At 56.7% G+C, this 12,119-nt stretch carries 9 protein-coding genes and 3 pseudogenes; 3 read left to right on the forward strand and 9 right to left on the reverse strand.

The window, feature by feature from the left end; translation table 11 throughout:
* Positions 1-2: 2 nt before the first annotated feature.
* Positions 3-1,034: an aspartate-semialdehyde dehydrogenase gene (locus NKJ64_RS22320; protein ID WP_352463340.1), complete on the forward strand. Its 1,032-nt coding sequence runs from the start codon at positions 3-5 to the stop codon at positions 1,032-1,034.
* Entirely contained in the window at positions 1,031-2,197 is a 1,167-nt protein-coding gene (locus NKJ64_RS22325; protein ID WP_352463341.1) for an amino acid kinase family protein, read from the forward strand. The genes NKJ64_RS22320 and NKJ64_RS22325 overlap by 4 nt, the downstream gene beginning before the upstream one ends.
* 215 nt (positions 2,198-2,412) lie before the next feature.
* Here NKJ64_RS22325 and NKJ64_RS22330 read toward each other — a convergent pair whose 3' ends face one another.
* From NKJ64_RS22330 to ectB, 3 genes are read right to left on the reverse strand one after another with little or no spacing between them, the layout of a single operon-like run.
* Positions 2,413-2,646, reverse strand: coding sequence for a hypothetical protein (locus NKJ64_RS22330; RefSeq protein ID WP_352463342.1), 234 nt, complete (start codon positions 2,644-2,646; stop codon positions 2,413-2,415).
* Between the two features lie 2 nt (positions 2,647-2,648).
* Positions 2,649-3,092, reverse strand: coding sequence for a hypothetical protein (locus NKJ64_RS22335; RefSeq protein ID WP_352463374.1), 444 nt, complete (start codon positions 3,090-3,092; stop codon positions 2,649-2,651).
* Between the two features lie 44 nt (positions 3,093-3,136).
* Positions 3,137-4,411 carry a diaminobutyrate--2-oxoglutarate transaminase gene (gene ectB, locus NKJ64_RS22340; protein WP_352463343.1) on the reverse strand — a complete coding sequence of 425 codons (1,275 nt, stop codon included), beginning with the start codon at positions 4,409-4,411 and terminating at the stop codon, positions 3,137-3,139.
* 200 nt (positions 4,412-4,611) lie between these two features.
* Between ectB and NKJ64_RS22345 the strand changes: the two genes are divergently transcribed.
* On the forward strand, positions 4,612-5,952 hold the full coding sequence (locus NKJ64_RS22345; protein ID WP_352463344.1) for a hypothetical protein: 1,341 nt from the start codon (positions 4,612-4,614) through the stop codon (positions 5,950-5,952).
* A gap of 166 nt (positions 5,953-6,118) precedes the next feature.
* On the opposite strand, the gene NKJ64_RS22350 is transcribed toward NKJ64_RS22345, so the two are convergent.
* The 6 genes and pseudogenes from NKJ64_RS22350 to NKJ64_RS22375 form a co-directional block, all read right to left on the reverse strand.
* The gene (locus NKJ64_RS22350; protein WP_352463345.1) at positions 6,119-6,364 is read right to left on the reverse strand and encodes a helix-turn-helix domain-containing protein; all 246 of its coding nucleotides are present in this window, start codon (positions 6,362-6,364) and stop codon (positions 6,119-6,121) included.
* A gap of 973 nt (positions 6,365-7,337) precedes the next feature.
* A pseudogene (gene istB / locus NKJ64_RS22355) lies at positions 7,338-8,094 on the reverse strand (IS21-like element helper ATPase IstB); the annotation flags it as partial.
* 19 nt (positions 8,095-8,113) lie between these two features.
* A pseudogene (gene istA, locus NKJ64_RS22360) lies at positions 8,114-8,936 on the reverse strand (IS21 family transposase); the annotation flags it as partial.
* 255 nt (positions 8,937-9,191) lie between these two features.
* Positions 9,192-9,503, reverse strand: coding sequence for an exopolysaccharide production repressor protein (locus tag NKJ64_RS22365; RefSeq protein WP_352463371.1), 312 nt, complete (start codon positions 9,501-9,503; stop codon positions 9,192-9,194).
* A gap of 41 nt (positions 9,504-9,544) precedes the next feature.
* Complete coding sequence (gene fdxB / locus NKJ64_RS22370; RefSeq protein ID WP_023672812.1) at positions 9,545-9,862, reverse strand: ferredoxin III, nif-specific; 318 nt, start codon at positions 9,860-9,862, stop codon at positions 9,545-9,547.
* Between the two features lie 776 nt (positions 9,863-10,638).
* A pseudogene (locus NKJ64_RS22375) lies at positions 10,639-11,769 on the reverse strand (TlpA disulfide reductase family protein).
* Positions 11,770-12,119 lie beyond the last annotated feature (350 nt).

Below are 12,119 nucleotides of genomic sequence, written 5' to 3' on the forward strand. Positions count from 1 at the left end.
TTATGAGAGCCTTCGATATTTCTATCATTGGCGCCACCGGAGCTGTCGGAGCAGAACTAATAAAGTTATTGGAATCAAGTCGAATTCCAGTCTCTCGGTTGCGACTGCTGGCGTCCCCCAAATCGACGGGTCACCAGTCGAAATTTCGAGATCAAATCTGCATCGTGGAGCCACTCGGCGAGATTAACGATACCAAAACCGATATCGCATTCTTTTCCGCAGGCAGCGCAGTAAGCGCCGAATGGGGACCTCGGTTTGCAGCCCAAGGTGCCTTGGTGATTGACAACTCGAACGCCTTTCGAATGAGCCCTGATGTACCGCTCGTCGTACCGCAAGTTAACCCGAGTGCCCTCGCCGTTCGCCCACAGTCGGGCATCGTCGCAAACCCGAATTGCTCCACGATCCAGCTGGTCCGAGCTCTGAGACCGCTGGTGACTGCATTTGATGTTCATCAGATCATTTTGACCACCTACCAGGCCGCTTCGGGGGGTGGCCTGGTGGGAATTGACGAGCTATTGAACGGGATCAGAACCGCACTGGGTGGGCGCGCAGCACCTCGCGCGGAGCGCTTTCCTCTCCCTCTTGCGTTCAATGTAATACCGCAGGTTGGAGAGATCGCCCCGGAAGGCGTGACACTCGAAGAACGCAAGCTCATTCAGGAGTCTCGAAAGATCTTTGGCGTGCCTCATCTCCGCGTGACATCCACTTGCGTTCGAGTTCCGGTAATGAACGGCCATTCCGAGGCGGTATACCTTGAGTTCGAAGAGCCGGTTCGCCTCGAACAGGTCCATAAGTTACTCGTGGAAGAGCCAGGTGTTCGGCTCTATGCAGACGGAATTCGCGAAGGATATCCAACGCCGCGATTTCTGGAAGATCCTGCGGTTGTTCACGTCGGGCGGGTTAGAGTAAATCCCGAGAACCCGTGTGCGCTCTGGATTTGGGTGGTAGCGAACAATCTCCAGGTTGGGGCCGCGCTCAACGCACTTCTCATCGCACAGCTTGCAATTGCCAACAATGCGATTGGTGGAACATGAACGCCTCCGTTCTAAAATTCGGGGGCTCCAGTTTTTTGAATCCCCAGGACTATGGCCGAGTTGCTGGGCACATAGCCGATCGACTAGTGGCAGGTGAAAAGAAGATCGTTGCCGTGGTCAGCGCGATGTCGGGAACAACCGGTAACCTGAAAGCGGTCATGCTCGACGTCAACAAGCAAGCGTCACCGTCGAACCTCGATGCGGCACTCGCAACCGGAGAGATGCTCAGTGCCTGCCTTTTGGAGGCTGCCGTCAGTCGGCTGAGGATTCCCGTAATGTCTTTGAACGGCTATTCCCTCGGGATATGCACCAATTCAGACTTCGGTCGCGCGTCAATAGAGAATATGGATCCCCAGCCAATTATTGCAGCATTGCAGGAACATGACGTTGTGGTTGCCGCAGGCGGCCAAGCAATTGATCACTCCGGAAGGTTAACTATGCTTGGCCGAAATAGCTCTGATCTGACAGCTATCGCTATCGCCTCAATGTTGGGAGAGCACGCTTGCGAAATATACTCGGATGTTCCCGGCGTTTATACGGCAGACCCCTATCTTGTCCCAGGAGCACAACTGATTCCGGAGATTGGCTATGGGACAATCGCACAGATGTCGCGACATGGCGCAAAGGTACTGCACCACAGGGCGGTGAACTATGCCGAAAAGCACGCGGTCACAATTGTCTGTAAATCACTCACCGGCGACGGAGCTCTCATGGGCACGATTGTAACAGGCCATGGGAACGCCCGTTCTGTGACAGTGGCTCGCGACGCGGCGGTGATAGCATGCGGCAGCCTCGCGGAACGCGACAACCTCCACGCGCTTCTTGATTCACATGACATCAGTACGATCTGTACGGAGGTCAATGATGGGCCGGGCATTTGCATTGTGGGCGACACTGATTTTGCCATGCGCCTTGTCGCGCTAACGGGTACTCGCTCAATGTCTATCGGATGCCGGACGGTCGTGACAGAGCTTGATTCTTCAGTGTTGCGCGTCCACTTGGACGGCGACTATGAACGCGCCGTTTCCCTGGCCCGTCAGATCCACGAACAAATACATCCTGGAGCGGCTGACGAAATATTTGGATCGAGAATGGCTAAACAGCGCTCGGCTTATAGTTCTCTGCTCGTCCCTGAACATATTGCGCCGCGAGATCCGCAGTAATGCCTTCGGGGAAAATGTCCTCATTCCGCTCTGATTCCTCCATCTCCGTGTTCTTCAGAAGACGTGAACCGATCGCTGCCCTCTGAAATTGGGCGAGGGGCTCGGTGCACACCGCCGGCAACCAAACGTTGCGATAGATCCTCGGTACGCATCGGTGAAGACCGCAGACGTGCGTGTCCGCTGGCCATGAGCACCTGAGCACCGCGGTGCTGGGGTCAAGCTTTCCATGGGGAGACGCGATGATATTCATCGAGGAGGAGTTCGATCTCCTCGATGCCTTCGTCGGTGAAGGCCAAAAACCCGTCGTCATCGTTGACGCCGTACACCCAAATGACACCCTCCTCGGGCTCGAGACCGAGGGTCAGTTCCTGGATGAGAGCTTCGCTGACGCCGAGTTCCCTGGCGACACGTTCGACGGTGTAGAGGTGATGCACCTTATTGCGCTGCATGATTAGGCCGCCGCTGGTTGGGCCCGCAGTTTTGCGGGTCTGCAGTTCCACGGCAACAAATCATCGATCCGATAGGCAGGCAGTCGGGCGAGTAACGTGGGCGTGCCAGGCGCTGCGGCCACGGAAGACATAAAGATCGCCGGCATGCGGATCCCGGCCCAACGTCTCCTGACCTGCAGAACGAGGCCTTGCATCCCGCGACGCATATCGGTCCGGCCGACCGCCAACCAGATCCGCACCTGGCTCAGAACCGGGATCATGAGACGCCCAGCGCCTTCACCATCGCTCGCCGCCAGTGTCGGCGGCGTGGTCAGCGGAAACGGCAGCCGCACCTTGCCGACGATCTCCAGCTCGATCACAGCTAGGGGCGCCCCCGGCACCGAAGCGGCGACAGGCTCGTCGGTAGCCACGACAATGTCGGCAAAGCCCGTCTCGCGGGCTCTCATCGTGCTGCGCCACTTATAGATCAGGCTGGTCGCCCCGATCCGCTTTAGGCGCTTGCGTGCACAGACTTGTCCAGAATGTCCAGACCACGTTGAAGCGTCTGCCGGTCAATCGTCAAAGGAGGAAGAAGTTTGACAACTTGGTGCCTCGCGCCGCATCGCTCCACCACAAGCCCACCTTCAAAGGCCCTGCGGACGATTTTCTCCGCGAGCTCACCTGTACTGCAATCGAGTCCCAGCATCATACCCCTTCCGCGCACAGAAAGGCTGTGATCTCGGCTGCTTTGAGCGACTCGCTGGAGCCGCTCGTTCAGAACGCGTTCCGCCTCCGCGACACCGTCAGACAGCGCTTCATTCGTCCAATATTTTCGCAATGCAGCAGTCCCGGTGACAAGCGCTAGGTTGTTGCCTCTGAAAGTTCCATTGTGTTCGCCCGGCTGCCAAACGTCTAGTTCGGGTTTGAGCAGCAAAAGGGACAGCGGTAGTCCACTGCCACTGAGGGACTTCGACAAAACTATGATGTCCGGCGACAAATCGGCAAACTCAAAACTGAAGAAGTCGCCTGTTCGTCCGCAACCCGCCTGAATGTCATCAACAATCAGGAGGACGCCGTTCTTTCTGCAAAGCCGCTCGACCGATTGCAGCCAGTCCTTGCTCGCAGGCTTGATGCCTCCCTCGCCCTGGACGGCTTCCAGAATGATAGCTGCCGGCAAATCAACACCACTGCTTGCATCATCAAGCACCTTGTCCAGATACTCTGAAGTATCGTTATCGGCTCCCCAGTATCCGTCATAGGGCATGAACACTGCGCCAGCTTGAGGAAGACCTGCCGCATCTCGGTAGTATCGAGCACCCGTTACAGCAAGCGCGCCCAAACTCACTCCATGAAAGCCATTGGTGAATGAAACTATGCTGTGCCGTCCAGTGACCTTGCGTGCGAGCTTCAAAGCGGCTTCCACGGCATTGGCGCCGGTAGGACCGGGAAACTGAAATTTATATGTCAGGCCGCGTGGGCGCAATATTATTGCGTCAAAACACTCCATAAATCGCCTTTTTGCCGACGTCGCCATGTCTAACCCATGGATAATCCCGTTTGAATTCAAGTATTGAATGGCGTCATCCAGGAAGTCGGGGTCGTTGTGACCGTAGTTAAGGACACCCGAGCCGGAGAGAAAGTCGACAAACTCGAAGCCATTCTCGTCCTCGAGAATGGCTCCTGCGGCCTTCCTGAACACAACAGGAAAGGATCGCGAATATGACCGCACGTTCGATTCGAGCTTTTCAAAGGCAAATAGCGAGTTTGAGCTACACTCTTGAAGCATGACTTTTCCTCAATCAGACGATGTTCCGCAGCACCGTTGCGCATATCTACAGTCAGTAGCCAGCGTCCACCAAGACTCCGGCAGTGGCCCAGCGGTTTTAAATGACAGTCTCGGCCCATTCACCTACCTAGGATGGTAGTATCGCGATCACCGCTTCTTACCTACTCTAAAATGCAACAGACACAGCGCAGTTCCACCTGATGGCCCGAACGCAAGAACTCCCCACTCTGGCAGACACATGCAATTTCATAAAAAGCCTGAACAAACCCTGCGTCGCGCAACTACTTGCAGAGGCAAAGGGGACAGGGGCAGTCGCCGTTCAGCCTCGATCCGGCGTCGGAGGTCACGACGAGATGCTGGAGCTTCTGTCCAGGATCGAAGCTGAAGCCAATCCGGATATTTTAACCCTCACCATAGATTCCTACTCCCGGCTTGGAATGTTTGATCATGCCAGCCGACTACTTCACAACAACCCCACGGCCTTGAACGGATACCCATTGGTGTCCCACGGCTGGCGCAGAGGTCGCGATCTCAACGAGCGAACGAAGCAGCCTCTTGACATTCGCCACGGCTCACCAATTGCCGACCATCTCTTCGAAACTGCCATTGCTTCTGGAATTACATCTTTCGAGGGGGGCGGCATCGCCTACAACTTGCCCTATGCGAAGAAAGTTCCGCTTGAAGAATCAATCGCCTCTTGGCGAAGAATTGACAACATTTGCGGAGAGCTGGCTGATCAAGATATCATTGTGTCGCGGGAGATGTTCGGCACCCTCACAGCAGTTCTGATCCCGCCTTCAACATCCTTGGCGATCACCTTTCTTGAAGCAATTAGCGCCGCGCGTGACGGAGTACAGTGCCTGCTGATCGCTTACCCTCAAGGCGGCAATAGCCTTCAGGATATCGCAGCGTTGCGATCGATCGACTCGCTCGCACGGCGATATTTGCCCTCCGGACCGCGCGTTTATCCCGTTCTGCATCAATACATGGGGCCGTTTCCCCGAGACAAGGCAAAGGCCAGCGCCCTTATTCTGCTCGGAGGGTTAGTCGCGAAGCTTGGAGGCGCCGCAAAGGTTGTCACAAAGACCTACGAAGAGGCGCTCGGTATCCCAACGGTTGAGGCTAACGTTAACGGAATCCGGTTGACCAGATGCGCTCTGGCGAGAATATTCGATTTCATCGAACTTGACGAATCGATCATTACAGAAGAGATGCGTTGGATCGAGCGCGAGGTCATTGAGTTGATCGATCCGATCGTCGGGGTCAGGGATTTTCACAAGGCCATAGTGGAGGCGTTCAAAGCAGGAAGGCTCGATGTCCCCTTCAGTCCCAGTATTTTCACGCTGGGAAACGTCATCCCAGTTCGAGATCCACAGGGGGCCATTCGCTACCTGTCCTGTGCCGGACTTCCATTCTCAGAGACCACCCGGCGACACAATCGCGAATTGTTGAGAAAAACAGCGACCCCGAAAGAACAGCTTCGGCAGATCGCAGACGATGTACACTTCTTTGCAGATCAATCGAACGCCTATCTGCTTTAGTGTGCATCGCCGCCCACCGTCACCATTTCCCGTCTGGAGCACTGCAGCCACCGCGCCAAAGAGGCAGGTTCCGAAAACATGGTATAGAAATCCGATTTCGGCGCATTATTTCGCCTTAGGGGAATATTGATGATGATCGCAGCATGAAAGTCCTTGAATGCGGTGTCTAGAGTTCGATCGTTCCGCAGTGTACTGCTTTTATGGCAGCGGCCGTTCTGCTAGTAGCATTGAATTTTCGCATAACATTTTTTATGTGGAAATCGACGGTATATTTTGATATTCCTAGAATAACGCCTATTTCCCATGATGATTTTCCTTGTGCTGTCCACAGAATACACTCTTTTTCCCTCAGAGAAAGAGTGGGGGGGCCTTGGATGGCGCTCGAATTCGTGAGCTTCGCGACACGTGACATTTAGGCTCCTTCAATTTGTATGCCGTCATCAACGCAGGGGACGTGCCAAGCGAGAAAACGTCCGTCGAAGAAGCTGATTTACAATCATATTTCTCAAACCAACCGACGAGGGTAAATCCACACTTTACCCCCAAGGCACAAAAAGTCGTGTAGGAATTGGCAGGTTCAGGACATAGTTATCTCGTTCGAGATCAGGCTGGCGAACCGATCATCGTCGCGCAACTTCTGGGTCAGCCGCCCCACCTTCGCGAAGCGTCAGCTGTCTGGGTTTCGATGGATTGTTGGATTTTGTCGCCGCCAAGGGCTCTTCCGCAGGGAAGGAAGTGTACGATCGTATGCACCTGCGTATTGTAATAGAGGCAGTCGCGCTCCGGTTTGCAGAAGATGACCGGCAACTTGCTTGCACATCAGCCGCAGTGCGGCTTGCCTATCCCTGGGCTTTGCAAGGGCGCGTCTAGGACCTGGCCATCTGCATCGACGGCCGGCGGCATTCAGTGCTTCTCCCCCTGATAGCGACTACCCAACTCCTCGACGTGCCATCTGCTGGATCGCTTGTGAAACAGATGATGGCCTAGCCCATCTTATTCATGACGCATCTTGGTCTGTTTGCCGCTGAGCGTTGGACAGGTTTTTCATTGCGGCTGTGTCTGGACTTGTGAACGCCGCTGGAGGGTGGAAGTTGTGTAGTTCGCCGGGGCCTACCGCCCCGGCGGTCGTGGAAGGCTAGGCGGATGCGCGAGACGGTTTCGATGACGCGGGCGCCGAGCTTAAGCAGGCCTGAGCCGCAGCGTAGCGAACTCAGCGTTGCGCAGATGATGGGTAAGTGGGTGTCAATGCCGCTCGAATTTTCCCCAAAAGCAGAGTGCGCCCCTCGGACCGGACAGGGTCAAGCCGCAGTTTTGACCATCTGCCTGACGGCGTCGATGCGATCCTCAAGGCGCTGGGCGACGGACCGCTGATCTTCAATCTCGGCCATGGCAGCGTGTTGGCGGAGCCGATAGCTCGATCGTTCGATCTGGACGACGACCGCATGATGAAGCAGGCGATCGAGAAGTGCGGTTGCAACGACAGGGTCGCCGAAGACCTCGCACCATTCGGCGAAGCCGCGGTTTGAGGTGAGAATCAAGGCGCCCTTCTCATGGCGGGTGTTGACGAGCTGGAAGAACAGATTGCCGCCACCGTGGATGACGGCCAGGTAGCCGATCTCATCGACAACGAGCAGAGCAGGCCCGGCAGAAGAAGCGGATGCGTTCCTGCAGGCGGCCTTCGCGTTCGGCCCTTGCCAGTGCGGCGATGAGTTCGGCGAGCGTGCAGAAATAGACGCTCTTTCCAGCCTTCAAAGCATCGACGGCAAGTGCGATGGCCAGATGGCTCTTGCCTGTGCCGGGTGGGCCGAGGAAGTGGACGACCTCGCAGCGGGCGACGAAGCCGAGTTGGGCGAGCGTGAAAATTCGATCGCTCGAGCGAGGGCTGGAAAGAGAAGTCGAAGCAGGCGAGCGTCTTGATCGTGGCCAGACGCCCCATGCGCAGTGCCGTCTTGGTCCGGCTGTTCTCGCGGAGGGTCAACTCTTCCGAAAGGAGAATGTCCATGCCTTCGAGGGCGATCTCGCCTTGCTCGAGCCGGCGCACGACATGATCGAGTGCTTCGAGCGCGCGCGGCATCTCAGGCCGACGAGGTCGTGGCGCATCCGGTCGATCGTGGATGGCATGGTGTCGAGCGCGTTCGTCATGGACGCTGCTCTTTCGCCATTACCAGGCGACGGCGTCGTAGGAGGCCAACGGGCGCAGCGACTCTGTCGCCCGAGCCATGAAGAATGACCTCGTCGTTACTCAGTCTTTGTCGGCGCTTGTGGACATGGATGTTGCGATGACCCGGCTCACATGACGCTAATGCTGGCCTTCGAGAATGGGATGGGCGGCAATCAGCGCGGTGTCCTCGAAGATGCGTACCTCTTCGGCCAGCGTGTGCACCTCGACGACACGGCGCCTGGTGGCGTCGGGCACGCTGTAGAATTTGCTGCCGACGCTGACCATGCCCTCCCGGCTGATGCGTCGCTCGAGCTTCAGGACCGATCGGAAGGGAGCCAAAGGCAGCGGCCGGAGCCCTGCCCGCTCCTCGGCGAAAGCTTCGTTGACGACACGCCGTGTGGTTGCGTGAACTCTCGGGTTTGCGACCGTGTCCAGCCAGTGACGCAACTGCACGTTCAGGTCTTCGAGGTGCGAAAGGACCGGGCCAGGAAGAAGTCCTCGCGAATGTAGCGGAACGGCCGCTCGACCTTGCCTTTTGTTTTGGCGCGGTGAGCCCGGCAGGCCTTGGGATGCAAACCATAGTGTTGGGCAAGATCGACCCGGTTGTAGACGATGCCGCCGGTATCGCCTTCCCGATCACAGCCGTCTTCATACGGTCTTAAGGCACTTCGCGAGGAGCGCCGCCCAGCGCCTCGAAAGCCCCAGCATGGCAGCGCAAGACAGTCGGCAGATCCTGGTGGACGACGAAGCGTGCCCAGATAAGGCGACTGAAGCCAAGCACCATGGAGAATAGCCAGACGATTTTCGGCGTGGTCGGCTCATCGGTTTGATTCGATGTCGTCTGGGTCGGTGCCCGAAGAGCCGCATTACTATTTCCAGCGCCTACGTTCGTCATTGAGAATTGCAACCGCACGCCGGCGTGCTGCGAGAGCCTACCAATGCCTATGGGATTCAAGAACTGCATCTCCGGGATAACCAGAACGACCGGATTGCATTCACCATCGACTTCTCAAGCACAGTATTCGCTCTAATAACTGCTCAATGGCGCTAACTTGAGCACTGACCTTGTCATAGCACCTCAAGGCAGCAGCAGCGATATAGCCAGTATTTGATCGCGCTGGAGCAAATCTGCAGATTCGTTCGTTGCCTCATCAAGGCCTGGCGGCTCGGATCCAACTTCCTTGCAACTGCCGAAATGCTCAGCCCTTTGGCCAGCTCGGCTAACGCAGCCAGACCGCCAGATCAGAAGGAGCACGCTTGCGAAATACGCCAGCTGAAGGAGCAGCGAACAGGCCAGCGTCATGACGACTACTGTGCCGATCGAATGAGATGCGAAGTAGACAGTCAGTGCGGTGCTGCACAGCACCACCGCCAGGACTCGACAAAACATTCTAAAGGTCAACTCCGTTCTCCTGGTTTTGTCTCCTCAGATCACGCTGCGACCTGATCGGCCGCAACATGGGTCTGGCAGTTCTTCGGGCAGACGCGGGCGCAGGCCCCGCAGCCAATGCAGCGGCCGGCATGATCGACGACCATGATCATGCGATTGAGCTCGCCATCGAAATCGTCGTCTTCGCCGTCGCAGGCGCCGAGGATTTCACCCGCGTCATCGACGCCGTAAAGATGCATGACCTCGCGAGAGCAGACTTTGAAACAGCGGCCGCAGCCGATGCAGGTCGTGCCGTCTATAGCGGTGAGATATTCCGGCACCCATCCGGAGCCGTCGCGGGTGATAAATGTGTTCGTCATAGTAACTTCTTCATTGCAGCGAGCGCTCTCTTGGCACCATCCAACTCGGAAAAAACCGCCGACTTTCCTGAGCAACTTCCTCTATCTCAGTCCATTTTCCCGGGAGATCCTCTGCAAGGTCGCAATTGCATCTTGGCAACTGCCGCTCGCAGCTGAAGCCTTCTGACTTTCTTCCCCATCTCGTCTAGCTTTGACATAAAATCCTTCCTCGAAATCGGTTTCTTCACGCCCGTGCCACGTCGGGCTAGGCTTCGATGGCTGAAGTCGAATCGTCGACCAGTTTCGTACCGGCCTCCTCGATCTTCCTGAACGTCTCGAAGCCGAACCCATGGACGTCTGGACAGAAAGACGAGTTACCCGACCATGAAAAGGACGGCCTGAAGTCCTTACGTTTTCATCTCCACGATTGGCGATGTCACCGGGCGGAGACGCTCCGCAATGGCAAGCCCGACGGCGGTATAAAACAAATCGAGCCTCCACAGCACGTTGTCTTTTTTCTGGGGCGCCTACTTCGGGCACACTTGCGCAGCCGACGCTTGGCTCGGCCCCGCTGATTCCACGCAATTGATGTCCCTCGGGCCGACCTTGAACACGTCCTTGACTGCGAAGTCTTCCACGCGGATTCACGTCAAAGATCGCTTCCGCCGCAATGCGGGAGGCCATGAAGAATCGAGCCTCGATCCTGCTGCAAACGATGGACCAAGTGCTGCATGGACCTCCTTCCTGCGGTCACGCCAGGGAAATGGACGAATTGGCCAGTAAGTCATTTGGACCAATTACCCTTTTTTATCTTTCTTCCTCGGCCGACGGCGCTTTGGCACCTTCGGGAAACTGTTTTGCGGAGCCGCAAAGAGAGCGCCGCAACAAGCCTTCGCACCCCTGTACCTGGCGAGGGCCTGCAGCAAATCCGGCAGATGCTGCTCTTTCAATTCGGCTGGGATAGGCTCCGGACCGTCCAGCGAGGTCAGTGCCAGTTCGACCAACTCGATCGCGCGATCATTGTTGCCGTTCTCGTGATAGTACCGGGCGACCGCGGGATAGGACCGGAACTTAGGACTGTCGCCTTGCGGGGGATTCAGCGCCAGGATGTGTTCGGACAGCTCCTTGCCCATCGCGAAGCGCTCAGCAGGGGGAAGGCGCGAATGGTCATTGGCCGGATGGAAAAGTTGGTCTAGCGCCGAAACCATCCAATCCTCGGAATTTCTGTCGATCGCGTCCCGAACCAATTGGCGCATCACGGGCAAGCCGGTCCACATGTCTTGCATTTTTTGAAGCAACAGATGCGCATGAGACAGGCGGAAATTGAGGTCGTCCGGCATCAAGGCAATGCCCTCTTCCATAGCCCAGAGCGCCGTCTTCCAATCTTCCAACTTCACCGCCGCCCAGAACCTGTCATCGATCGGCTTCTTCAACGCTTGTCTGCGCGCCAGGGGTTCGCTTGTTGCGATCCGCTCCTGATCGGCCGCTTTCGCTTTGTTGCTGGTATGCCAGCTGCCGTTGAGCACTTTCGGCAAAACCTCACCTAGTTGGCTCGGATGACCGATAAAGGCGATGCAGCCGTCTCGGTCGACTACCGAACGAGGTCGGAACCCCGACGCAAAAGCTGGGTTCCCTCCAAAGCTTCTTCATTTCGCCTGTGAAGTCGAACGCAATCCGATGATTCAGATCGGGGCACTTTTCGCCCAACCACGCGTCCAACTTGGTCCGGGCCTCGACGGCCGTTGGAGCGTCTTCATCAGCCGCGATCCCGACGATCTCAAGTCCGCTGTCTTTGTATTTCTCCTGTAGCTGCATCAGCTCGAGCATCTCCGCCGCACATTGCCGCGCTGGAAGTTCGCAAGGGGCTCGCCACGCAGCCAGTCCTCCACTTTGATTGAAGGAGCCGGTGACCCCATCTGCAACACCAAGTCGCTCTCCAAAGCTGTTGCCAAAGGTCGCGTGACCTTATGCGCGAGCTTGTTCCCCTTTTGAGACGGAGCACGAGGGTTCGAGGAAGGGAGAGCATCGCTCGTCTTGCGCATCTGGGTGCAGTCAGCCTCAGTCAGTGTTGCTGAATCTAAATTCGCAAAGGCCGTGCCAACGCGCTCAGCGTGCAGTAAACGCTTGATTGTACTTAAAAAAGCTCCCGGGGCGACTAGATAACCGGTTGTACTAGTGGCGACATGTTTTCTGCCATTGTCAGGTCTTGGACACGCATCACCCGCTTCGCGTCGGCACAGAAGCGTGGCCACGGACGTCTCGACATATAGGGACGAAC

It is taken from the genome of Mesorhizobium sp. M0062 (assembly GCF_040323125.1).
Lineage (GTDB): Bacteria > Pseudomonadota > Alphaproteobacteria > Rhizobiales > Rhizobiaceae > Mesorhizobium.